This window comes from Anoxynatronum buryatiense, from assembly GCF_900182905.1.
In the GTDB taxonomy this organism is placed as follows: domain Bacteria; phylum Bacillota; class Clostridia; order Peptostreptococcales; family Tindalliaceae; genus Anoxynatronum; species Anoxynatronum buryatiense.
Genome location: NZ_FXUF01000001.1, coordinates 147925 through 171952 on the forward strand (window position 1 = coordinate 147925; position 24028 = coordinate 171952).

Below are 24028 nucleotides of genomic sequence, written 5' to 3' on the forward strand. Positions count from 1 at the left end.
ACAAAAATAAATCGCATGTTCGGAATAAGTATTTCATTATTACTCCTCCTGACCAGAAATATGATTTAAAACGGGTGGCGGTGATATCAGTGCTGCCAGAAAACCGGCGAGGGGAAATATCAGCATGACCAGAATGATGAATTGGTAGTTACCGAAGGTATCAAAGGCGATTCCAAAGGGGAGTGGCCCCAATGCAGAGCCGATAACCATGGCGGTCATACCCATTCCCCGAATGCTGCCCAGATATCGCCGTCCAAAATAGTTTGGCCACCAGACGCCGGTGCTGACCGAATCAATCGCCGAGTAAATACCATGAACCAGTGCGTAGACGATCAGTAACAAACGTGACGGACTGTACAGAACCATGAGCATGGAAACTGCCAATAGTCCAAAATTAAAGGCTTTAAGGCGATGTACCCGATAATGGTCACAAAGCCAGCCTGCCAAAAAAGTCACCGGCAATTGCACCATGGCATATATACTAAGTATTAAGGCTGCAAAAGAAGAGTCAAAACCCTTCTCTCCAATGATTGAGACCATATGGAACGTAATGCCTGTGTTAATCATGGATGGTATTAACATGCAGAAAAGCATCATCCAAAACGCCCGGGTTTTCATTGCTTCTCCAGGTGTCCAATCATGCGCTTCATGCACGCGACCAGGCAGGTTCTCTTGCTGATGTGGCATCTGTGAAAGTTGCTGTTCGTTTTCATAGGCCATCATGCCATCTGGTCCCATTCCTATCTCTTCAGGGCGGTTACGAATTAACAGCCACCCTGCCGGAACCATGATCCCCAATAATAGCAGCGCCCAGAAGCGCCATGCAAATGCGGGGCCATAATTGGTAATCAATCGGTTACTGATCACCGGAATCATAGCTGATCCAGCTACCCCTCCCAGGGCCGTCAGACTGAGGGCAATGCCTCTTTTTCTAACAAACCATTGGGGCGTCAGGGTGGAAGATAGCAGCGACATAGATCCCTGGCCCAGAAAGCGGATCATGAAGAAACCCACCATGAGCATCCAGGGGCTTTTCATGAAGCTCATCCATATGCAGGCTGCTGCCAGCAGTGTGGCAATGACAGGTGTCATCAATCGATGGCCTTTGCCGTCGATCCATCTGCCTGAAAGGGGCATTAACAGCCCGGCAATAAGTGTCGCCATGGAATAGAACCCAGATACAGCAGAACGGCTCCAACCTTCTGATTCAATATAAGAATTGATAAACACGGACACGTTGTAGGTTTGCCCCGGCCCGGAAAAGAATAGGATCAGCGCGCTGATCCCCACAATCACCCAACTATAGCCTGAAAAAGCCAGCGGATTTTTGGTGCGTTCATTATCGGTATATGTGCGTTTCATAGACTCTCCTTAACTGACTTTTCAATTGTTGTCATGCTAGTTGTTATGATGCCAAGGCCACCAAGCCTTTGAACAGGGTTACGGCTGTTTCAATAATTTCATCCGGAAAATCATATTCATAGGTGTGTAACGGTGGATACGTTTCACCGTTACCGATGTAGAAAATGGCTCCTTTGGTCTGTTTTAAATAATGACCAAAGTCTTCTGACCCTCTAAATCCTTTATCCATTTCAATGAGCCGGAAGTCTTTTTGCTGGCAAACCTGGCGCACTTTATCGGCGCTTTCAGTATGGTTTGAGGTCACAGGGAACACATCATTGTATGCAAAACTGACTTCAAGACCATCTTCTCGGGCGTATTGCTGTGCCATGTTTTCAAGATGCACCTGCAACTGATTCAGTTCTTCCTCATATTCAGCTCGGATGGTCAACAGCAAATCACCTTTGCTGGCGGCAATTCCAAAAGCTCTTTCTCCCACGGCCACCTGAATAACTGTTGCCAGCACCAGTCCGCGACTATGTGCCGATGATGTCAACTCAGGCAGCGCGCTGATGAGTCGCGCAATAGCATATGCCGGGTTACGCCCATACTCTGGTTGACTGGCATGAGTCGGCACCCCTTCAAGGTGGATGGTCATCCCCCGGGAGGCAAAGTGCGCTGTTCCGTTAATTACCAGCACTGCGTGCTTTGGCGCTTCGCTCCAATTGTGAAAAGCAAAGATTTCGTCAATACCTTCTTCTTCAATAAAAGCCACGCATTCAGCTGCGCCATCGCCTGTTTCTTCAGCATGCTGGAATAGAAAGAAGACATTTTGGTCTGCTCCCAGCTGCTCAATTTCAAGGGCCAGACCCACCAGGCTGGCAGCATGCCCGTCATGACCACATTTGTGGGCAACCCCTGGGTGTTGAGATGCATGGGGAATATCCAGGTTTTCGTTCATGAGAATAGCGTCGAAATCTGCCCGAAAAGCGATATTTTTTTGAGGGTTCTTTCCCCGGTATACCGCATAAAACCAACGGCCACGGTCTTTAATTTCCAGCTGTGTATGGGTTTTGAGAAATTGAATCAAATGGTTTTTGGTCCAGGTTTCTTCATTGGAAGGCTCCGGATGTTGATGCAATTCATGACGGAGTGTTTTTACCAGTGTCAGGTTTTCGGGTTTCATTTTAGCAGCTCCTTCCCATATTTGATTTCATTGTATCAGGGTTTTATTCTCTGGTCCAGAAAAGGAAAACTGCCGATAGTGGTTATCGGCAGTCGAAAGCTGTTTTTGCAAGACTTCGGGCTTTTGAAGGTTATCCTTTGATCAATCAGTGAACTACTTCATGATCTGACAGATTTTATTGGAAAGCGCCACCGGATCATCCACCGGCAAGCCTTCAATTAATCTGGCCTGCTGATAAAGCAGCTCTGTATACAGCTTAAACTTCTCCTTGTCATCCTGATAGGCCTGTTGTAGCGACTTGAATACTTCGTGGTTCACATTGACTTCAAGTACCTTGTCCGCTTTCACTTCCTGCTCGTTGGGCAGTGCGTTCAGCACTTTCTCCATTTCAATGGAAATATCCCCCTCATTCACCAGGCAAACCGGATGCTGCTTCAGTCTTTTGGAAGCGCGCACCGTTTTAATTTGCTCAGTGAGCATTTCCTTCATTTCAGTAAACAGATCTTTGTTTTCTTTTTCAGCGTCATCAGATGCTTTGTTTTCTTCGGTATCAATGTCAAGGTCGCCACTGGAAACTGACTTGAACTCTTTTTCTTTGTATTCACGCAGCATTTTAATGGCAAACTCATCCACATCATCTGTGAAATACAGAATTTCATAACCTTTGTCTTTCACCATTTCGGTCTGCGGCAGTTTTTCGATGCGATCCACCGAATCGCCCACGGCATAGTAAATGTACTTTTGATCTTCAGGCATGCGAGACACATATTCTGACAGGCTTACCAGCTTGGTTTCCTTGGATGAATGGAATAACAACAGTTCCTGAAGATCATCCCGGTGACTGCCAAAATCGCTGTAGACCCCATACTTTAACTGCCGGCCAAATGACTGGTAGAACTTTTCATAGCTTTCCCGATGATTTTCCAGCAGATCCACCAGTTCTTTCTGAATCTTGCTCTTGATGTTTTTGGCAATGACTTTTAACTGCCCGTCATGCTGCAGCATCTCTCTCGAAATGTTGAGAGACAAGTCTTCTGAATCAACAACACCCTTTACAAAGCTGAAATAATCCGGCAGCAGTTCACCACATTTTTCCATGATCAACACACCATTGGCATAAAGCTCCAGTCCTTTTTCGTACTCACGGGTGTAAAAATCATAGGGTGCTTTTTCAGGAATAAACAGCACCGCCCGATAAGAAACCATTCCTTCTGTATTAATGTGAAGGTGTCTGATGGGTTTGTCGAAGCCAAAGTGCTTTTCAAAATAGAACTTCTCATAGTCATCATCTGTCAGTTCATTACGGTTTTTCTTCCAAATGGGCACCATGCTGTTGATAACCTGTTCTTCAGTGTACTCTTCATATTCTTCCTGGTTATCTTCTTTAGGCTTGGTTCTTGTCACATTCATTTTGATGGGGTAGCGGATAAAGTCGGAATACTTTTTGATAATGGAACGCAGGGTGTACTCTTCCAAGTACTTATCATACTGATCCTCTTCGGTATTTTCCTTGAGCTTTAAAACAATTTCTGTGCCATAGGTTTCTTTCTGACAGGGCTCGACGGTGTACCCTTCAACGCCTTTTGATTCCCATTTGTGCGCTTCTTCAGTTCCAAAAGCTTTGCTGATAATGGTCACTTCATCTGCCACCATAAAAGCTGAATAGAAGCCAACTCCAAACTGCCCTATGATTTCGTGGCCATCTTTTGGCTCATTGTCTTTTTTAAAGGACAGTGAGCCGCTTTTTGCGATAACGCCAATGTTATCCTCCAGTTCTTCTGCCGTCATACCGATTCCGGTGTCGATGATTTTTAGCAGTCTGTTTGCTTTGTCAGCCTCCACCCGAATATAATAGTCGTCTTTATTGAACTGAATGGTTTCATCTGTCAGCGCTTTGTAGTAGACCTTGTCAATGGCATCGCTGGCATTTGAAATCAGTTCCCTGAGAAAAATATCCTTATTGGTGTAGATGGAATGAATCACGATGTCCAGCAGTCGTTTGGTTTCTGCCTGAAACTGTTTGGTTTGCATCTGTACTCCTCCTTCAGTCGATCTTCATTTGTTTTTTTGATTTTCATATACGATGTCACCTTTACGATGTCACCTTTTCCCAAAAAAGGTATACCAAAATCAGCACTGATTGTCAATTATCTTCGGCCAAATTCCATTTTAGCATAAATCAGATTTGATCCGCCAGGGCTTTGGGGTATAATGATGATATCTACAGAAAGGACTGATGCCGAATGGTCAGTACCGTCTGCGCCTTCTTATTATATCAGAAACTGGTGATGACCGTCGTTACCGAAGAGCTGGATACAAAACTCCTTGCATCTGTTAAAGAAGCCGGTGCCAAGGGAGGCACTTTTATTAAGGCAAAGGGCACTGCCCCCTGGCGTGAGTGGGCTTCTTCACGCACCTCTGAGCACCTGGGCAAAGAGCTGCTACTCACCATTGTTCATGAAGATCTGGTGGAAAATCTTTTATCCACCATCGACCGGCAGTTACAACTCTCTCAGTCACCGGCGGGAATTTCATTTGTCATTGATCTGAAACAGGTTCGGGGCGTCATCGGCAGCCTGGAGGAGCTACAGGAGGGGATTATGTTGAAGGAAAGAATTAAAAGCGGCTATGAACTGATCATCACCATTGTGGATCAGGGACGTTCTGGTGTTGTACTGGAAGCCGCTCGAAGTCAGGGAGCCACAGGGGGCACTGTGATGGCCGGCAAAGGTATTGGAGCGCTTGATCAGACCATCCGACTGGAGGTTCCCATTACCCCTGAAAAAGAAATTGTTTTAATCCTGGCGAAAGCAGATAAGGCTGATCTCATCATGGATGCCATTATGGAAAAGGCAGAAATTAATCAACCCGGCAAGGGCATCGCTTTTTTGCTTGATGTGGAGAGAACCGTCGGGCTTCAGCCGTAATCAACGCCATCATACCTTTGAGGAGAGGTTATTCCGTGTTTAATGTTAAAGACTATTTTCATCGCGATGAAGTCGTTGAACTCACTCAACAACTCATCAGCATTCCCAGTCATAAAGATGTTCCCCATCAGGAAAAAGAAGTGGCCGAGTTCATCTATGACTATTGTGGTTCACATGGATTGGAGGTGCAGCTGCAGGAAGTGGTTGATCAGCGCAAAAACGTGCTGGCATTTCTCAGAGGCAGCGGTGTGGGTAATTCGCTGATGCTGAATGGTCATACCGATACCATTACCCCCTACCGCATGACCATTGATCCTTTTCATGAGCGTGTACGGGATGGCTATGTATGGGGACGGGGTGCTGCTGATATGAAGGGCGGCCTGGCTTGCATGATCACTACCATGGTGGCGATGAAGCGGGCAGGTATTGTTCCCGATGGTGATATTGTTTTTGCAGGTGTCATCGGAGAAGAAGGAAAAAGTGAAGGAACAGAACACTTGATTCATTCTGGAATTCGCACCAGCGCCGCCATTGTTGGCGAGCCTTCAAACTACGAATATGCCGTGGGACACCGCGGCCTGGAATGGTTTGATGTGGTTTTTACCGGTAGAGCTTCTCACAGTGGCAGCCCTGAAAACAGTGTGAATGCCATTGAAAAAGCAGCTGAGTTCATCTACCGGGCCAAACGCGAGCTTTATCCCAAGATACGACAACGAGAAGATGAATTCATGGGTGTTTCTCTGATGAATGTGGGAATTATTGAAGGTGGTCTGGGACAAAGCACCGTGGCCGACCAGTGCACAGTGAAAATCGACCGCCGTTATATCCCTGGCGAAACTGTGGAATCGGTTCTTCAGGAATATCAGGATCTCCTAAACAGTATGAAGGAAGAAGATCCTGCCATGGAGGCTACCATCATCAAAAGCGCAGAAAACGTCACTGCCTTAAACCACCCGCCGCTCATCACACCCATGTCTGAACCCATTGTTCATGCCGTTAAGACCGCTCTCAGGGAGGTGATTCAACGCGACCCCAAAATCACCCGGGGCCGGGGCTGGACCGATGCCGCCCTCCTCAGTGTCTATGGAAAAATCCCCACAGTCGTCGTTGGACCGGGGGATATTCGCCTATCCCATACGGAGGCGGAGCGCATCGCCATCAGGGATCTTGTCAATACGGTGGATGTTTATGCACGCATCATCGATAATTTTTGCATCAAAGACAAGATCATGGACGAAAACAGCACTCTCATCATGGATTGACTGGGGTAACCAATGATTCGTTCATCTCTTTTCTGCACCGTTGGCAGATACCTGTCATCATAATTGTTATATCTTCAATAACGTCTTGATATTTTTTCTCAATATAGTCCCGCTGTTCCACCATATCCCGGAACACCTGATGATCCGAATATTCTCTGATGGTACCGCACCGGTTGCACTTAAAGTGGATGTGCATTTTCTTCTGGCTGAAAAGGTACAATTCGTAATAACGGTCGTGATGAATCGCCAGCTCTTTGATGATCCCCATTTTGAGCAGTATGTCGATGGTGCGGTAGACTGTCGGAAGACTGATGCCCTTACCCTTTATTTGTTCATACACTTCTTCCGGTATTAAGTGCCTGTCTGTCTCAAGAAAAAGGCGTATGATGATTTCCCGCGTTTTAGTGATACGGTACCCTTCAGATTTGATCATCTGTATGATCTCAGCGACTTTTTTGTCCATGACCAACACCACCTTTGCTCTCCCAGTTCATGTGATGGGCTTATTGATTCGTTCATCTTTCAGAGGTTTCAATTTTATATTGTTCCCCGAATCATTGTATCAACTTCATCCCACTCCTGATTCGATTCGAATGAAAGGCCAGTGATCTCTGCTGCAACTTGAGTCAGTGGCATGAGATCGTTTTTGCATATGTTGGCCAGAGTGTATTTTCGACATAGTGCCATCAACTGCTGAAGTCCTGTATTGGTTTTTTGAACATACCGGTAGACACCCAATGCTCCTGCAGGCATGTTAAAGGCTGCTGTTCCATATCGCTGTAACAGTGCTGCCAACTCTTCCAACTCTTGTTGACTGTCAGTGTTTTTTATTTGACTGCCTGCATTCTCACCCACCATGGCCGCCGCCATGGCTGCTCTTCCAATTCCGATGATCTTAACATGCGAACTCCCAAGAGCGAGCCCTTTGAATATCTGATCCTCAAATGCAAAACCTCCGGCAATGGCTGCGTCAGGAACATAGAAACCCTGTCGGCTCATTTTCTCGCAAATTTCGTTCAAAATACCCAACATGTACACCGTGGGATATCCCCATTCATTCATCATACGGATGGGACTGTTACCGGTTCCGCCGCCGGCGGTATCCACCGTAACCAGATCAACACCGGCCTTTGAAGCCATCAACATTAGACGAGCCATATCAGAAATTCTAAAAGGACCGGTTTTTACAGCTACAAACTTAACTCCCATGGCTCTCAGTGATTTGACACGATCGATCAAATAGTCCTCCGTCCACGCGGGCAGTTTCCCAATTTTATAAAATGGCCCTGCCATTCCTTTGCCATAAGCCTCCTGCACCGTCACACTTTCCGGATCAGGATCAATTGTATATCCCAGCTTTTTCAACTCTATTGCCTTTTCAATAGTGGGCACTTTTCCCATTCCCTGTATACCCTTGGCCGCCTGAGCCACTTTCAACTCCACCGCCTCAAAACCCACCACATTCACAGCATATTCCAACAGTCCCAGACGCTCATCATCAGGATTTGCCTGCACCATCAGTGCGCCATGTCCATCGTAATATTGATAAAACGCCTCATGCATTTTGTGCAATAAAGGTAGTTTTGTTATTTTTCCATTGTTAAATGCTGCATTGGGATCTGTTGTAGGCATGTCTTCACCAATAACAGCCATCACACCACTTAAGGCCGCACCACCAAAGTACCCCTTCCAGTTAAGCTTCGCCATGGCAGGAAAGATATACGGTGCCCGCAGTTTGATACGTGTGTCCTTTGCACCTACTTCACAGCAAATGTCCGCATGGCAATACGCCAGTTGGTCAGCCGATGATCCGTAGGCCCCGAAACACCTGCCATTAATATTCAGGTGCGAAAGATCGACGGGATAATCCTTTTCAGAGGCTGCCTGTGAAGTCGCCCGCGCCGTTGGGTAAAGTACTTCAGGTCCCCTAAGCGCAGACTGTCCAACTTCACATGGTCCGTTGCAGTTATCTGTACAAACAGTACACATTCCGGTGGTCGGTGAATAGTCTTCTGGAGTTCGAATGCTGGTTTTATTGGTTGTGGTGGCATTATAGCGACTAAAGCTCATGGTCACCCTCCTTCTCTCACACACGTCATAATGGAAAACACCTCATAACATGATTTGTGTCGATCTTTCTGACACAAGCGATTCTACTTATATTGTAGCTCTTTTTGAACATATGTCAAATATAATTTCTGCCTATGACTCTCAGTCATATCACAGCTCATTCATGTTTGAGATGAAACCAAATTATCCGTTAACATCGGTTCGCATATAAAACCCCCACGACAGCAGCCTGATATCTGATTAATATCAAACCTATGCCTTGGGGGACAGTATGGGTAAGCAGCATGACTCTATGGTTTCTTTGATTATTCAGGTGAACTGTTTGGAGTTCTTTTTGATGTGTTGTAGCCCAGTTCATAATAATGGTTCTGATTAAACGTGAAGGTTTTTATTATGTCCAATCCGAGTTTTTCTGTGTGTGCTTTCAACGATCTGGGATTTGTCTGGTTTATAAAAGTGATTAGAATAGGAAACCGCTTGTGCATTTGTGTTCTGGAGAACTCAAAAAGATTGGGAAGTACCTCTGTGCCCCGATAGTCTTTATGAATGCAGATAGGCCCATATTGATATGAATTTTCAACTGATAGCATACGGCCCATGTATTCTGTTTCTGGCAGATCTTGAATCATGTGCTGAAAAAGGGGCCAGGCTGACCAATAATCCCAGGATGCTGCCATGGCATAACCCACCACTTGATCACCATCACAGGCAATTGCCAACCCATTTTCGGTCTCAATAAGTCCCCTGAACTGTTCTTCGGTAAACAGAGTTGTAACAAATCCGTCTGGTTTATCAGCATCGCTGATGGTGGACACGTGGTAAAGCTGCTGTAAGGCTGAAATCTCGGGAATATCTTCAATCGTTGCGTTTCTGTAATTCATTCAGTTTCCACTCCTTCTACTCCTATATTTTCACCTTGTTGTTTTTTCCATTTCTATCATACCACTTCCATCAACGGCTGAGAAATCATCTTTCCTTTCAGCACAAATGCTTATACCGCAACCGCGCGCCCGACTCACTTGTTGCCTATATAGTCGGTATCCATTGTTACTGTCTCGCATTGGCGTCAATAGCTGAATTTCTTCATAGTAGCGCAGCATACGGGAACTGACACCTGCCCGTTTCGCCAGTTCTCTGATGCTGTATGTCATTATTATCACTTCAAAACCCTGTCTTCATTGAACATCCTGTCATTCATCGGCCGCTGAATGATCTTAATACCATGATAAACCATGACACAACATTAAGGTCAATCAGTTTTTGTCTATTCTTTCGAACTCATTTTTTCGTCAGATTGAGTGATTCCCATAAATTGGGTAAATAACTAATATGAATGCTCTAGCCGTTCCGGGTACTTCCACTTATGGAAAGGGTTGAAACTGTGGATACTATTTCATTTAACGCAGAGATTTGCAAAATCAATACCTGGCATATTCTGCGCATTCCCGCTAACGTCAGTCAACAGCTTCCATCCCGGGGAATGGTAATGATTCAGGGAACCCTTAACGGATTTCCTTTTAAGATCCCGCTTGAACCCGACGGAGCCGGCAGCCACTGGTTTCGAACGGATCATCTTCTGCCTAATGCTGCACAGCTAAATGTCGATGATGCTGTTTCCTTGGTTATTGAGCCAATGAAGGATTGGCTTGAGCCAGAAGTGCCACCGGACTTACAGCAAGCCATCCGTTCAGGAGAAGTTGAAAATCAGTGGAACATCATAACAACCAAGGCTCGCTGGGAGTGGATTCGCTGGATTCGATTCAGCAACAATCCGGCAACCCGCAAAAAAAGAATTAAAACAGCTTGCGCTATGTTAAAAACAGGAAAGAAGAGACCTTGCTGCTTTGATCAAAGCCGTTGCACAGAAACAGCTGTTTCAAAAAATGGGATTTTGCTGAGTGTGTCATCCAATTATGCCCCTCTCCAGAAGTCAATCGATTGTAAAAAAGTATTCGGTATCTGCACCTTTCGCGTACATGAATGATCTTCTCATTAGTAAAGACTACCAGTGATGACTGACAGCCGTTTGTAACTGCAATTTTGAAACTGACATTACTTCCCATTGAGTACCACCTGCGTGATGAATTTCCCATTGTTCACAGAGAACCCCGCCATCCCATCATAACGCTCAGCAGTATACAGAATGCTTTTAGTACCTGTTCCACCAATGAGCTTTTGTGTGACAGGCAGTTCCTCATCAAAAGTGATATCTGTACGACAGGTGTTCTCCACCTTCACCCGCAAACGGTGGTCAATGTATTTGATGGTAACGCTGATTTCCTTTTCCCTGTCCTCTGGCAGGCGAAGACATCCTTCAAGGGCATTTTCCAACGCATTTCCAAGTACACAGGTAAGATCGATGTTATCGATGCCAATGCTCGCAGACAGATTGACATGAAAGGTTGTTTTGATGTTCTTTTCTTCTGCTTTGCTGGCATAGAGATTCAGAATGCTGTTGGCAATTGGATTCAGGCAAAATGCCTGGGTGCGGTGGGCATCCAGTGTTTCGTCAAAACTTTTCACATAATTTTTCAAGGTGTCCATATCTCCACTTTGCAGCAGCCCCATAATAACAGCATTGTGGTGGTGCATGTCATGCTTTTGCTGAAAAGCCAGTGTTGCCGTAGCTTTCTGACGAACCAGCTCCAGTTCCCACAATTTTTCCTGTTGTGCCATAAGCAGTTGCCGCTTTTCCAGTACGTACTTTTCCACAATGGCACTTGCTTGTATATACAGGAGATGGTACACGGCTAAAAACAGCATGTACACCGTTGCAATGACATATCTTGACCAATTTCCGCTATTCCAATACCAATAGGGTGCCGGATAATACAGTACCATGATCTGCATCATTAAAAACATCAACGGAACCAGTGTGGCCATGCGCCACTCCTTATCCAGGGTTTCCACCAGCATTCGAAAACGTGGACGAACATATTTAAACAGCAGCGGCAATATCACAAGGTAGATCCCCATGCGTATGATGATGCGTGCGCCAATAAAAGCATTCCCGTCAAAACCTATGGAAAAATTATCACTGACATAGCTGATGGATACATATATGTTGACAAAGGTGAGAAAAATGAAGAGAGATACGAAAAGCCGGTCACCAGAGCAAATTAAAAACCATGAAAGCTGTATCAATAGAATGACAAGTATGGCAAAACGGTCAACCGAATCATTGCCTCGGGTGAAAAGTGTGTAAGATAGGAGACTGATCCCAAAAATCATGACAACGAGTCCTGACATGATTCGCTTTTTCACAGGCTCCTTAAAGCGCATCATAGAGGAAGCTATTAACGTAAAACCAATGACTGACTGCAAAAATGATAAAAAGACCAGACTTCTATACAACACGTCAGCTTCCCCCTTGTTTTGTGATGACTTTCTTCTTTATGATGGCCTGCCATTTAAAGATAGCATAGCATAAATTGACTAAAAACCATTTTTTTGGGGTGATTGCCATTTGATTCGGGGTATTTGCCTTGTTTATTCATCTGAGGTCATTTGAAAACTGAGAAATGCTACTTTCAGCTTCTGATAAGCACGGTAGGGGAATGCCAATTGTTCACCCGAATCAAAGATGATGGCATCTTTCGTTATTTGTCGAATGTATTTCAGATTTACATTAATGGAAACGCCGCTTCTCACAAAAAACTTGGCTGGTAATAAAAGCTCAAACAATTCTGTGGCAGTCATGCGCACTTCAATTTTTTCTCCTTGTATCGTGTGTATGATTTGATAATTGTTTTTGCCTGTTTCGGTAAAGACTACATCCCTTGTAAAAAGACGCACCATCCCTTCTGACGTCTTGAGCGTAATCAGGTGACGTCTATCTACTTTCAGTCGATGGAACACCTTGTCTAACGCCTTAAAAAATTCACTTTCTGTATAGGGCTTCACCAGATACTGAGCCGCATCCACTTGAAAGGCCTCAATGGCATGGTCGTGAGAAGTGGTCAAAAAAATAATTTCTCCTTTGGCATCCAATTGACGTAGTTCCCGTGCAGCATCTGTTCCAAGCATGCCAGCCATATAGACATCCAGTAGGAATATGTCGAAGCCTCCATGTTCTTCCACATGAGACACTAACTCCAGAGGGGCAGAGAAGGAATCAATTGTGTATTCATAATGAGAGTGTGCCTGTATATACTTAAAAAGAAAGTCGTGTGCGCGCTGAATTTCCTGATCTTCGTCATCGCAGATCGCTATACGAATCATACGGCCCCTCCTTTTTCGTTGTGTGAAACTAATGTGCAATTGTTTTTTTGGCATTTAACATCCATGCCTGTGTCTTATAGTTTAACGATTCTTTCCGGGTTTTACCAGTTTTCTTTATTCATTTCGTATTATACTTCTTATTCGAAATCTGCCGAGCATTGTTTTCAACTCAGTTAGCAGAACATCAAATCCACATATTTCAATTTTTTAGGGCAAAACAAAACCACCTGCCGACAAAGCTCTTATCAATAGGTGGTCCTTCATTTGGGTTGCGTGCAGTCAATTGATTCGTGGCGCTGTCACCCAAAGGGCTGCCCACAATAACTGACCGTCCTTTGCAGTATCGTTTATCGTTGGCTAAACCGCTAAGAGTTATGCTTATAGTTGAATTGAATGAAAAATGGAATCTGCAGTATTAATATGCATATCGAACCCAGTTTTCTCCAATGGCGCTGTATTGTATGCAGCCATTAAGACTACAGAAATTGAATCCACTCTTCCCTTGTCTTTTTGCTTCATACATGGTGGAATCTGCATTTCTCAGCAGTGTTTGCCTGTCTTGACCATCTTGAAGATAATGGGCCACACCTACGGAAGTATTAACGCAAAACCTATGATCGTCCCTGTATGATCACCGTGACCTTCTCACTGTCTAGATAACCCTGTCCCGCATCGGTTTAGGAGACCTCCAGGTCGTAACGAATATAACTGAAGCGATTTTAAGCGCTGCGCCATCGGGACGAATGAGGCTAATGCCCATGGAAAGTACACGGATATCATCCGCAACAAAGTTAGTCGTTGTAACCATCTTGTTATTGGTGGTTTTAGGCCAAGTCTCCGATAGAGAGTCGGCAAATTTCTGGCTAATTTCCGCCTGGGTTTCACTCACTAGATTACCGTTATCATCGGTGGTCTGGGAGGTAAACTCGCTGTCGGCAGCCATGTATACACCCATATAATCATTCTTGTCTGTTAATTTGTAACTGGCAGGCTTGAGTGATGAACATTGATTCTTACATCACCATCAGCATTTCTGTAATAGCCAAATGTTTTATCGACGGTGGTTACTTCACCTTTGTCGTTGGTAATGTGTACATTACCCATCCAAAGAGCTATTTCTCCATTTATAATCGATTTTCCGTTGGTGTCGAACTCTACAACAGTCCATGGTTTGAGGGCAAAACCGTCTTGAGCGCGTTCAGTGCCGATAAAATAGGTTGTTGCACCTTCTTCAGTAAACCTGAAAGTATATGGGTTTTGCGAAAGGGTGGGCTTAAACAAAACAGTTCCGTCGTCATATCCATACAGACTGTCCATGACAACTTGCGCAACAGCCACATAATCATCGCCGGTGGCATAGGCAGTGCTAATATCAACAAGGCCTTTGCCCCATGCTGCTTGAGCTGCAGCAATTTCTGCTTCGGTAATTGGCTTAACAGCGTTTTCGGCGGATAAGCCTTCAGTTGTTACAAGCACTGTATTTGTTTCATAGCGATAATCCACTGCTAAGCCAAGTGTTTCTGCAAGAGCACGAAGGGGTAAAAAGGTTCTACCCTCAATAATAAATGGCTCACTGTCAGCTGAGAAATTGACCGCGTTTCCATCAACCTCAACCCTAACGCCAGAGATCATTTCCTTAACCACGGGGCTTGCCATCACCACCACACTGGAAAGTAACGCCATCATCAACATACCAGCAATGAAAAACCTTACTGCTTTCATCGTTTCTTTCATTTGACTAATCACACTCCTGTTCGTTTTTAGTGGCGTACTTGATCCAACTGTTAAACCTCTTTTAATTGATCTCCTTAGGCTACCTGCTGGGAAAATGATTTCATTGGACATGGGATTATAAAATACATTTACATTATCGACTGGTCCCAACTATTAATATTTATCCACAGGCTTATAAAGTTCCAATTTTTTATTTCTTTTTTTCGCTAAGTACAGCAACTGCATTTTCAGAGATATATTTTCTTAATCTCTATATATCAACACAAAAAAGTAACCGTAACCGCTTTTGGTGCAATTGCCATCATTTTAGGGGCAATTGCATTCTTTGACGAAATTATGCATCTACCATCGTAAATCCGCTCTGCGATTTTGGTCTGTTTATCATGGATGACTAACTGACATTTTCATCGAGATCACAGCCAGGAAGCTTTTTGAACTCATATTTAACTGTCCACTTGCACAGCATCAACGTGATTATCGTCGATCCATGTGCCGGAGTTCAAGTGTATTTTTCGCCATTTGCTCACATATGGTCCACACTGACGTATGGAGGAATAAATCAAGGCGAGCATTGATGCTGCCTTGATACAAGGCGTTCCAGCTTTCCCGAACCTGCTTGTGATCTTTGACCACGCCCGGAAAAACCGCCTGCTATGCCTTGGGTCATTCCATGAATCTGCGCCCGGTAATGGCAACATGCTTGTTTAACTCAAAACTATATCATCAATCAAGTAATTTGGCACTATTGTCATCCCGCCCATTACATTGATTGGTTCTTGAGAATAACTAACCATTTTGAGCGATACACGTTACTCACCCTTTTAGAAAAGTCGACCAAAATTCAGCTCCGAAATAATATGACTCAGTTCCCCGTCGGCTAAAGTATCAAGAACGTACACATAAATTGTAAACATAAATTTCTTCCATTTTCATTAGGTTTCTAATTCGCCGCAGCTATAATGTTCATGTGATTCAAAGATGTGATTGGTTAATAAGCCACCTTAATCCGTGACACAACGGCACCTGAATAACAGTCAAACATTTGGAATAACAACACATTTTTATTATACACCACTTCACCCGCCAGGTGAACTCCTGTATAATAAAGGTATGCCAATACCCGAGGGATGATGGCATGAAAAAGTACAAGATTCAAACGATCAAAAGAAGTCTTTATTCCCTACGGTGTCCTGGCCAGGAAAGCCCATTGATAATGCACCAATCTCCTGTATGAAAACAGAGTGGCTGAAGAACATTTCGAATGAGTGCTGTTGAGGTTATTCAAGAAGTGATGGATTATGTTGAATTTTATAATCACTCCCGGTATCAACTAAAGCACCAAATGACCCCGGCAGAAAAAAGGGCAGAGTTGGAAAATAAATATTCACTTGCTATTTGAACCACCGTTGTTTCCGTTCCAAGGGATTCAGATCACTGCCAAATTGATCTCTTGATGGATCAATATCCCGACTACAGTGTCAAATTTTAAGGTTTTGGGGCCTTTGGAGCTTCGACAGTTGTTTTTGTGTTGAATGTCACGGATTCAGGAAATCTTCATCCTTTAACCATTGAAAGGCTAGATTTTTGCCATGTCATTTCGACGCAGACAAGAACAGGGAACAGAATAAAACCTGTCCCCCGCGGGCCATTAAATCATATGCGGATAAAAATGGCATGACCATTGCTGGAACCATAATGATGAAGAACACTCCGCTACTTCAGACGATTGCCCCGGCTTTCAACGAATGATGAAGGATGCAAAAACGGACAGTTTGATGCTGTATTGATCCACAAACTGGACAGATTTGCCAGGAATCGGTACAATTCGGCTTTTCCTTTGGTCACCTTCCGCAGTTGCCTGTAGTAGCTTTCCTGTTTAAGCCGATCCCAAATGACCAATTGCTGACGTACTTGCCTGTCCGAAAATTGCCAGATATAATGACCATAACAAATCTTGAGAAAGGAAAGACGCCCCTGTTAGATAGACTGCTTCCGACAGCAGTCTCAGGGACGTCCAACACAACTCTTATGGTCATTTTATCAGAGTATAGGCTGGATGAAAACCCCGAAACCGGTGTTTTTTGTTAGGAGTTTGGAGCCATTTTTCTGCCCCTGCTGCCATTCTTCAGAAAAAAAGGTCATTGGAAGTCGGAACCGGAAGGTCCTTGAGGCTCACGAGGCCAACGGAGACCTTGTAGAGAAGGTCCTTCGTATCCGCAGACTCCAGTGCAAATCCTGTCTGAAGATCCATCACCAACTGCCGGACCTTCTAATCCCCTACAAGCATCATGCAGCGGCACTCATGGAATCTACCCTGGAGGAACAAGAAGTACCCGTGGAAGAATCCACCCTCAGGCGCTGGAAAGTCTGGTTTGACGGCATCACCTGCCACCTGTTGGGTGCCCTGCACACCATGGAGCGGAAGGAAACAATGGAAAAGACTCCCCTCATGGGAACTGCACTTCAACGGTTCCGAAAGTATGTAGGCAGTGCCCCCGGCTGGCTGGGCCGCATTGTCCAAAGCCTGGTGAAAAAGAACCTCTGGGTACAGACCCGTTCGGCCTTTTGTGCCAGGTAAGATCAGTGTATGGTGATGACAATCCCACCGATGAAAGGATGATTGTCATGACCAAGGACAAGCACCAACGGCAGCTGGCGGAAAATCGGATGAAACTCATCGCCCCCCTCTTGACCCCCAGCCTGGACAAAGCCAGTTATCAGAAACTCAAAGACCAGATCAGCCAGGAAACCGGCCTGTCAGAACGCACCCTGCGCCGGTACCTTTCCCGATACCAGGAAAGAGGCTACGACGGCCTGATCTATGGGGCACAGAGTCAAAAGCCCATCATTGATGATCATATGGTCAGCCTGGTCATTGGCGGGGAGATGGCATAACGCAGATGCCTCCAAAGCGATAAACCTTCTTATGACTTTGACCGGTTTTTTCCTTTCCGGGAGGATAGGGCTCTGCTGAGGAGCAACCCGAGCGCCTGGTCTGGGGCAAGACGCGTATGACTCCCTCCGGTTCCCGGAGGGCAGAAAGCCGGTCAACGAAACCTGATGTGGAAAACCCAAAAGTGACAAAAGTGCTTTTGGGTTTTCCGGTCACAAAGTCCGGCAGTTTTCGGTCAGTTTAGGCCGTCTGGTTCCGGTCAGCTAGCGATAGCACTCACAGTGAAACACACTAGTCCAGTCACAGGACTAGTCTAGCTGTTATCGTTTTTCACACTTCAATATAAATCCATTAAAAAAATGCACACCCCGTGGCTTCCAGATTGGAGGCTAAAGGGTGTGCTTGTCATTAGATCTATTCTATCAACCTGTCTGCATAGTGACTTGTTCTTTCTGCTGTATTGAATGGAAAGGCGTTTCTTCCAGATGATGGACTTGAACCTCAGTCCCATCCTTAAAATGAAACATCAATCTGCCATCTATTAGGACTGTGACACGTTCTATGATCAACACCCAGAGACCTTCTTCAAAATCCGTCAGTGTTTCGTCTGCTTTTTCTATGTGCTTTATAAATCGTTCCATTTCCCGATTCTTGTCCTTCCGCCCCTTTTTCTGTCTTTCCAGTTGGTCAATTCCTTCCACTGCCTGTTGATACCTATCCAGATACCCCTTGTAACTCTCCTGCCATGTTTCCGGATCAACTACCCGATGAGCGTTTTCTTCAATGGCTTGCCTGACCAGCTTTGCAGCCATTTCCTTTTCCTGCTGCAGCTCTTCCAGTTCCTCCTCAATGTCCTTCACATGGCACAGGGTCTTTTGTGCTAATCGGCAGTTTTCAACTAGCTTCTCCCGGTATTCTAATAGTGAAGTAAACGCCCTCAGGAACTTCTCTTTCACTTCTTCCGTCACATGGGGGGTGGCGCACCGGACCTCACCCTTGAATTTGTCGTTGCATTGCCAGATGGTCCGCCTGTACTTTGTGTTAGACCCCCAGACCTTGGAGCCGTAGAACCCGCCGCACTGTCCGCAGACCAGGCGTGCCGACAGAAAGCTGTACTTTTGTTTTGTTGCCTTTGATGTAAACTGTTGCTTCTCCCCAGTCCACTTGGGCAGCTTCACCTGGATCAAACTCCAGCGGCATAAAAGCTTCTTTGTGTTTAGGTCTCATTTCATTGACAATATTTCGAATGGTGGATTCGCCACCGGTAAAGGCTTTTTCACGTTTTAGGCGGTGATAGATTTGCCTGGCTGTATGACTTTGATTTTTCAAACCTTCCGCTTGATCCTGATCCAGACATTCTTGGATAAAAGCACGGATTTCTTCCGCCACAACGGATGATATTCGTTCATAGGGTTTTCGGTCCCAGGGAACATGGTTGCCTTCGCAGTGCTTCTTGACTGTATTTCTGGAGATGCTTAATGTTCGGGAAATTGCTCGTTGTGTCATACCTTCTTGGGTAAACATACGTCTGATTTGACCATACAGTTCCACGTCCACGATCACACCTTTCACACTCCAATCAATTAATTTGATGCTTTCAATTGTATAGGAGTTTGGATTAGGTGGCTCACTTATTCATCAGCACGAAGTATGATTTTGGCTCACTATCAGATTAGCATAGGCAATTTGACAAGGGGTGTGCATTTTAGTTTAGGAGTGTGCATTGTTCTGAAGATTTCGCCCTAAACTCTTTCAATCAAGCTTCTTATTTCTCTAAGAAAACATCCTTTAGCAAACCTAACAATTCTTCGAAATCAGTTCCTTTTATTCTCAAATTCCTTAAATCTGGCTTGTCTGTAAGAATCAGCTCAGAAAATTCTGTGATGTCTTTTTGGATTCCTTTTGCCGTTTCAATTTTTTTAGAAGGTGTCACATTGGATAATAACCTAAAGACATCGTTTTTATGCTTTCGCATGTTTTTTGAATCCACTTGCTCTCCAGCTTCTTTTCTTTTTTTCATATCCAGCCAGGCTTTCATTTTGAAAAGAATGATGGTTTCAATTTCAATGATTGAGTAACCATCAACACTTCGCTTCCCTTTCACCAGCGAATCATAATAGACGTCATTTAGAAGTATGGCTGATAAACTGACAATGCTTTCGTCTATATGGATCGGTGTTAGTCCAGTATCAAATTTCAGTTCCATGTTAGCAGGTTTCTTGCTGAATAGTTCAATCATTTTAGGAAAAGATGGATCCTTCGGTTCAGTGAACCGATAGAACTGATATTCCCCTTCATTCTTCTCACGAGTATCATAACCACCATCTTCAATAAACTTCCAAAAGGTTTCTCCAAAAGACAAATCAAGCGCTTCAATAATGAGTACTATATCCAAGTCTTTGGTCGCTCGAAATGAAGCTCCTAACTCATCCATAATCAGGTCACATGCTGTGCCGCCGATAAAAACATATTGATTTGTATGCTCTCTAAAATACTCTTTAAATTTCTCTAGTCCGTGTACCATGACTCACCTCGCAAGATCGTTTCTAGCGCTTGTTCAACCCTTTCATCCGTTTCTTCCTTTAGGGATGCATATAAAGACATGACATCCACATGCTGTTTTTTAGCGAATAGCTTGGGATCATAATGCCAAAGTTGAAGCTCAACCAGTTGCGTGTCTTTTATCATGTCTTGGTTCTTAACAATTTCAAGGTGTTCTTCATCAAGCTGTTTTCCATGCATTGCCATGACTGGATGATCGGGCGGATTGATCATGGATAACCCTGCCAGTGCTTCAAAGCCAGCAGTCAAAGCACCTACAGGTCTTGTTCTTGTATAGATGGTTCTTCTTACTGGGGTACTTAGATACTTCCTGCCAATCACAAAATAATCCGGATCTGGAATTCTTTTATATTCTTTGCTTCTCCCCGTCTTTCCACCAACCTCGTAAGTGACTAGATTCGCATGGTACAGGTCATTCAGCGCTCTGGAAGCTGTCATGTGATTAAACCCCATCTTTTCTGCAAACTTGGTCATATTCACAACGTCATCTTTATGGTACAAGAAATACAAGTATGCAACCTGAGCAGGCGCTGTGAAGCGCTTCAATTCTTGTTCCGCTTGCTCTTGTGCCTTTTTCAAATCAAGCCCCAAGAATGGCAAGTACATCTGTCCGTCTTCAATCACAAAAGGGATTCTTCTTTCAATTAACGTTTTTCTTCTATACCTTGAAAGGGTTTTATACAGGAGCACTACGTGACAGTCTGTAAGGTTTTTAATTTGCTTAATATGTTTTTGAAGTTGATCGATATTCGGCATCTCATGAATGACTTCCATCAAAATACATTGAGTTTCAAGGATTTTCATGTCATAAAAATGATAACTGTTTCTCAAAAACAGTGGGAAACGATTTTTTTTATGCCATGGCTCTACGGTTAAATCTTCGTCGATATTCTCTTTCAAATAAGACTCAGCAACCATCATCAATGAAACCACCTCCAAACATAACGTTTCACGTATTAATATACCACTCAATTTGTTTGATTGCAATTTATTTTGTTATATTATTTATTGGCCTTACTTTTAGATTAGCATAAGCAAAATCGACATTCACCCTCAAATACTCATCTAAAAATCACCCAGTCAGTTACCACGCCCGAATCACAAAACCTCCAAACCCACTCATTTCAGCTGTTTAAGGGCAAAATAAAAACCACCTATCGATAAATGCCCTTTATCAATAGGTGGTACTTCTTTTGAAGAAGGAACCATAGATTGATAAAATGCACACCCCCTGTCGAAAGTTCAACGATTTGACGATAGGGGTGTGCATTTCTATTGAGGGGTGTGCATTTCTATTGAGGGGTGTGCATCTTTGTGAAGGTTCCCGCACCTGGTTCTGGTGGGGTATGGCTGCACTTCAAGCCAATCAGGTAAGCAACCGGGTGGTACGTTGTAACACGGGCGGTGGTCACTATACTCCACCCCGGGAAGGCGGCTGGAAACTACCCCCGTTCTGTGGCCATGGTTTTTAACGTTGACGATAACTCGTTTCTATTCGGCCGTCACTGTAAATATAACTGAGGTTACTCATGTTAGAAATACACCAGGGTTCCATATCCCTATCTAGACCTATACTGATACTGTAGTCTTCCTGAGTGCTCCAGTTAACTGAAAAACTAACTACTTCGCCGCCAACACTATTGATATACCTATCATTACGCTCAATAACCTCCCCTTTAAGAAGCGCGGATGTTCGCACATCCCATCCACAACCCACAGGCATTTGGGGCAGATACATCTCAATGGTATTGCCGGTTAGTTTGATGGTTGATGACGCAGCGTTTAGGTAGGCATCGACCACTTCATCTTTTATCGTAGTGAATCCCCACACTTGATGAATTATATCATCTTTGTTTTTGGGAAGTCCCGCATCCAGGGCTGAGTAATCATTGCCAGGCTGGGGCTGGGGTTCTGGCTCCAGCTCCGGCGTGGGCTCCGGTCCTGTGACAGGCAGGCTGTCAGGGTCCGTGTACAGGAACACGTCAATGCCCCCCAGGTTGTTATGCGCCCAATCTACTCCTACACCAAAGTTTTCACTGACAAAGCGCAGGGGGACGTAGGTTCTGCCCCCCACAATGAGGGCCCGGGTGTCCATGGTGACGGAGGCTCCCCGGACCATGGCGGTGGCACTGCCGATGGTGAGGAACATTTCGTTGTTGATGCCCACTCGCTGGGCGCCTTCGTCCCAGGTGATGGCCATGCCCAGGTTTTCGCTGACCACCCGGACGGGGACCAAGGTCCGGTTGCTGTTGTCCACAAAGGGGTGACGCCCCTGATCCCCCTGGTGGTGGTCAATGAACAGGTGGCCCTTTCCGGTCTGGAAGCCATCAAGGCTTTTTGGGAGCCGGAAGCCCTGGCAGGGTACCTGGCAGGAGAGGCACACGCTGCTGCTCCGGCAGGTGACAGGCCCCTTGCCTTTACCCTGCCGGTGATCCTCGCGGCCGGGTTCCTGGACGGCCTTAACCCCTGCGCCCTGGCCATGCTCATGTTCCTGTTGTCCTATGTGATGATGGCCGGGGTCCAGGGGGAGGATTACCGGCGGATCCTGACGGTGGGGTGGATCTATGCCGGCGCCACCTTTCTCACGTACTTTGTCATCGGGGCCGGGTTGATGACATTTTTGCTGCAACTGGCGTTTCTGCCCCTGGCCCTGCGGCTGGTCTATGGCCTGACAGTGCTTTTTTGCCTGGCCTTTGCCGGGCTGAACCTCCTGGATTACCATCATTTAAAGTCGGGGAATGAAAAAGCGGTGAAAACCCAGCTGCCCAAAAAGCTGAAGCACGTCATCCACCGCCTGGTGCGCAACCGTGTGTCCCCCACCAGCCTTTACCTGACCACTTTTTTTGTCAGTGTCCTGATCTCCCTCATTGACTTTCTCTGTACCGGCCAGATTTACCTGCCCACCCTGACCTTTCTGCTGTCCACCCGGCCGGATAGGTGGCAGCTTTACGGCTTGCTGGCTTTGTACAACCTGATGTTCATTGTCCCCATTGTCCTGGTGTTTTACGCTGTCTATGGCGCCAAGACCCTCCTCACTGTGTCAGACACCCTGACCCGCCACCTGAAACACATCAAGCTGGCCGGGGCCCTTTTTTACACCGGGATGGCGGGTTACGTGGGGATGATGTTGTGGCGGCTGTTGTAACTGTATCGGAGGTGCTATGTGTCCATGAACCACCCTACCCTGCGCAACCCCCTTGTTTGGCTGCTGTTGCTGTTGTCCCTTTCCCTGAGCGCCTGCAGTGGGGCCTCTGACGCCTCCCAGGAGGAGGCCTTTGACAGTGTTGAAAGCTACCTGGACTTTGCTGCCGGTACTGACGCCCCTCTTTTCCCGGAAGGTGGTGAAGGGCCCGGCCTGGCACCTTACGCAGAGATCCTGCCCACCCAGTGGCGCCAGCTCTTTGACCTGGAAGCCCAGCCCTACCTGGTGCTCATTGGTTCTGTTTACTGCGAACCCTGTCACATACTGGAAACAACGGTGCTGTCGGCCTACCGTTTACCAGCCCCGGCAGGTGCCCTACTTCCTTTTTGAAATTGGCGACTACCCCCTTCGGGTGAACTGGTTAATGGAACAGGACTTTTGGCAGGCAGTGGCTGACACAACGGACACCACCAGCCCGGTGACCCCCACCCTTCTGAAGATGCAGGGCAGTGAACTCCTGGATTTCCATGTTGGCTTGATGGACCTGGAGGCGTTGCTGGACTTTGCCATAGGCCCAGGCACTGACTGAGTGCTGGTTGTGCCGGAGGAGGCAGCTTGACTTAGCAGCCTCTCTGACCAGGGATTAGATTATGTCATCGTTTATGAAAAACGTGTTCATATTGCATTTCT

The 24028-nt window shown here is 45.6% G+C and carries 25 protein-coding genes and 1 pseudogene; 9 read left to right on the forward strand and 17 right to left on the reverse strand.

Translation table 11 applies throughout. From position 1 onward, the window contains the following. Positions 1 to 39: 39 nt before the first annotated feature. From QOL74_RS00630 to htpG, 3 genes are all read right to left on the reverse strand, one after another. Positions 40 to 1362, reverse strand: a complete 1323-nt coding sequence (locus tag QOL74_RS00630; protein WP_283407491.1) for an MFS transporter — start codon at positions 1360 to 1362, stop codon at positions 40 to 42. A 43-nt stretch (positions 1363 to 1405) separates the two neighbouring features. Next, positions 1406 to 2527 carry an amidohydrolase gene (locus tag QOL74_RS00635; protein WP_283407492.1) on the reverse strand — a complete coding sequence of 374 codons (1122 nt, stop codon included), beginning with the start codon at positions 2525 to 2527 and terminating at the stop codon, positions 1406 to 1408. A gap of 153 nt (positions 2528 to 2680) precedes the next feature. Further along, the gene (gene htpG / locus QOL74_RS00640; RefSeq protein WP_283407493.1) at positions 2681 to 4558 is read right to left on the reverse strand and encodes a molecular chaperone HtpG; all 1878 of its coding nucleotides are present in this window, start codon (positions 4556 to 4558) and stop codon (positions 2681 to 2683) included. A 212-nt stretch (positions 4559 to 4770) separates the two neighbouring features. Here htpG and QOL74_RS00645 point away from each other — a divergent pair, with 212 nt between their 5' ends. Further along, positions 4771 to 5454: a P-II family nitrogen regulator gene (locus QOL74_RS00645; RefSeq protein WP_283407494.1), complete on the forward strand. Its 684-nt coding sequence runs from the start codon at positions 4771 to 4773 to the stop codon at positions 5452 to 5454. 35 nt (positions 5455 to 5489) lie between these two features. Continuing rightward, positions 5490 to 6716, forward strand: a complete 1227-nt coding sequence (locus tag QOL74_RS00650) for a M20 family metallopeptidase (RefSeq protein ID WP_283407495.1) — start codon at positions 5490 to 5492, stop codon at positions 6714 to 6716. On the opposite strand, the gene QOL74_RS00655 is transcribed toward QOL74_RS00650, so the two are convergent. The 4 genes from QOL74_RS00655 to QOL74_RS00670 all read right to left on the reverse strand — a co-directional run bounded on the left by QOL74_RS00655 (position 6706) and on the right by QOL74_RS00670 (position 9937). Continuing rightward, positions 6706 to 7179, reverse strand: coding sequence for a Fur family transcriptional regulator (locus QOL74_RS00655; protein WP_283407496.1), 474 nt, complete (start codon positions 7177 to 7179; stop codon positions 6706 to 6708). The two genes, QOL74_RS00650 and QOL74_RS00655, sit on opposite strands and share 11 nt — an antisense overlap. A gap of 74 nt (positions 7180 to 7253) precedes the next feature. Next, positions 7254 to 8786 (reverse strand): glutamate synthase-related protein, encoded by a 1533-nt coding sequence (locus tag QOL74_RS00660; protein ID WP_283407497.1) that lies wholly within the window; start codon positions 8784 to 8786, stop codon positions 7254 to 7256. A gap of 305 nt (positions 8787 to 9091) precedes the next feature. Continuing rightward, complete coding sequence (locus QOL74_RS00665) at positions 9092 to 9667, reverse strand: GNAT family N-acetyltransferase (RefSeq protein ID WP_283407498.1); 576 nt, start codon at positions 9665 to 9667, stop codon at positions 9092 to 9094. Positions 9668 to 9697: 30 nt separating this feature from the next. Next, positions 9698 to 9937: a MerR family DNA-binding transcriptional regulator gene (locus QOL74_RS00670; RefSeq protein ID WP_283407499.1), complete on the reverse strand. Its 240-nt coding sequence runs from the start codon at positions 9935 to 9937 to the stop codon at positions 9698 to 9700. A 212-nt stretch (positions 9938 to 10149) separates the two neighbouring features. Between QOL74_RS00670 and QOL74_RS00675 the strand changes: the two genes are divergently transcribed. Further along, positions 10150 to 10770 carry a YdeI/OmpD-associated family protein gene (locus tag QOL74_RS00675; RefSeq protein ID WP_283407500.1) on the forward strand — a complete coding sequence of 207 codons (621 nt, stop codon included), beginning with the start codon at positions 10150 to 10152 and terminating at the stop codon, positions 10768 to 10770. Positions 10771 to 10838: 68 nt separating this feature from the next. On the opposite strand, the gene QOL74_RS00680 is transcribed toward QOL74_RS00675, so the two are convergent. The 5 genes and pseudogenes from QOL74_RS00680 to QOL74_RS00695 all read right to left on the reverse strand — a co-directional run bounded on the left by QOL74_RS00680 (position 10839) and on the right by QOL74_RS00695 (position 14741). Further along, positions 10839 to 12143, reverse strand: a complete 1305-nt coding sequence (locus QOL74_RS00680; protein WP_283407501.1) for a sensor histidine kinase — start codon at positions 12141 to 12143, stop codon at positions 10839 to 10841. 132 nt (positions 12144 to 12275) lie between these two features. Next, on the reverse strand, positions 12276 to 13007 hold the full coding sequence (locus QOL74_RS00685; protein WP_283407502.1) for a LytR/AlgR family response regulator transcription factor: 732 nt from the start codon (positions 13005 to 13007) through the stop codon (positions 12276 to 12278). Between the two features lie 415 nt (positions 13008 to 13422). Continuing rightward, positions 13423 to 13614: pseudogene (locus tag QOL74_RS18440) on the reverse strand (diguanylate cyclase domain-containing protein); the annotation flags it as partial. Between the two features lie 45 nt (positions 13615 to 13659). Then, positions 13660 to 13950 carry a hypothetical protein gene (locus QOL74_RS00690; protein WP_283407503.1) on the reverse strand — a complete coding sequence of 97 codons (291 nt, stop codon included), beginning with the start codon at positions 13948 to 13950 and terminating at the stop codon, positions 13660 to 13662. Between the two features lie 29 nt (positions 13951 to 13979). After that, complete coding sequence (locus tag QOL74_RS00695; RefSeq protein WP_283407504.1) at positions 13980 to 14741, reverse strand: stalk domain-containing protein; 762 nt, start codon at positions 14739 to 14741, stop codon at positions 13980 to 13982. A gap of 1261 nt (positions 14742 to 16002) precedes the next feature. Here QOL74_RS00695 and QOL74_RS18445 point away from each other — a divergent pair. The 3 genes from QOL74_RS18445 (at position 16003) to QOL74_RS00710 (ending at position 17636) form a co-directional block, all read left to right on the forward strand. Next, entirely contained in the window at positions 16003 to 16140 is a 138-nt protein-coding gene (locus QOL74_RS18445; protein ID WP_430383843.1) for an IS3 family transposase, read from the forward strand. Positions 16141 to 16797: 657 nt separating this feature from the next. Continuing rightward, positions 16798 to 17319: a DUF6431 domain-containing protein gene (locus tag QOL74_RS00705; protein ID WP_283407505.1), complete on the forward strand. Its 522-nt coding sequence runs from the start codon at positions 16798 to 16800 to the stop codon at positions 17317 to 17319. A gap of 47 nt (positions 17320 to 17366) precedes the next feature. Next, positions 17367 to 17636, forward strand: a complete 270-nt coding sequence (locus QOL74_RS00710; RefSeq protein WP_283407506.1) for a helix-turn-helix domain-containing protein — start codon at positions 17367 to 17369, stop codon at positions 17634 to 17636. A gap of 420 nt (positions 17637 to 18056) precedes the next feature. Here QOL74_RS00710 and QOL74_RS00715 read toward each other — a convergent pair whose 3' ends face one another. The 5 genes from QOL74_RS00715 to QOL74_RS00735 all read right to left on the reverse strand — a co-directional run bounded on the left by QOL74_RS00715 (position 18057) and on the right by QOL74_RS00735 (position 22453). Continuing rightward, positions 18057 to 18740 (reverse strand): recombinase zinc ribbon domain-containing protein, encoded by a 684-nt coding sequence (locus QOL74_RS00715; protein ID WP_430383847.1) that lies wholly within the window; start codon positions 18738 to 18740, stop codon positions 18057 to 18059. Further along, positions 18676 to 19197 (reverse strand): hypothetical protein, encoded by a 522-nt coding sequence (locus QOL74_RS00720; RefSeq protein ID WP_283407508.1) that lies wholly within the window; start codon positions 19195 to 19197, stop codon positions 18676 to 18678. Before QOL74_RS00720 ends, QOL74_RS00715 begins: the two co-directional genes overlap by 65 nt. 202 nt (positions 19198 to 19399) lie before the next feature. Beyond that, positions 19400 to 20158, reverse strand: a complete 759-nt coding sequence (locus QOL74_RS00725; protein WP_283407509.1) for a hypothetical protein — start codon at positions 20156 to 20158, stop codon at positions 19400 to 19402. After that, positions 20143 to 21117 (reverse strand): MarR family transcriptional regulator, encoded by a 975-nt coding sequence (locus tag QOL74_RS00730; RefSeq protein WP_283407510.1) that lies wholly within the window; start codon positions 21115 to 21117, stop codon positions 20143 to 20145. Before QOL74_RS00730 ends, QOL74_RS00725 begins: the two co-directional genes overlap by 16 nt. Before the next feature lie 547 nt (positions 21118 to 21664). Further along, positions 21665 to 22453 carry a copper amine oxidase N-terminal domain-containing protein gene (locus QOL74_RS00735; protein ID WP_283407511.1) on the reverse strand — a complete coding sequence of 263 codons (789 nt, stop codon included), beginning with the start codon at positions 22451 to 22453 and terminating at the stop codon, positions 21665 to 21667. Positions 22454 to 22459: 6 nt separating this feature from the next. Between QOL74_RS00735 and QOL74_RS00740 the strand changes: the two genes are divergently transcribed. The 3 genes from QOL74_RS00740 to QOL74_RS00750 are packed head-to-tail and all read left to right on the forward strand — an operon-like array spanning position 22460 to position 23927. Then, positions 22460 to 23341 (forward strand): cytochrome c biogenesis CcdA family protein, encoded by an 882-nt coding sequence (locus tag QOL74_RS00740; protein ID WP_283407512.1) that lies wholly within the window; start codon positions 22460 to 22462, stop codon positions 23339 to 23341. A gap of 24 nt (positions 23342 to 23365) precedes the next feature. After that, complete coding sequence (locus QOL74_RS00745) at positions 23366 to 23728, forward strand: hypothetical protein (RefSeq protein WP_283407513.1); 363 nt, start codon at positions 23366 to 23368, stop codon at positions 23726 to 23728. A 34-nt stretch (positions 23729 to 23762) separates the two neighbouring features. Next, positions 23763 to 23927, forward strand: coding sequence for a hypothetical protein (locus QOL74_RS00750; RefSeq protein WP_283407514.1), 165 nt, complete (start codon positions 23763 to 23765; stop codon positions 23925 to 23927). Positions 23928 to 24028: the final 101 nt, after the last annotated feature.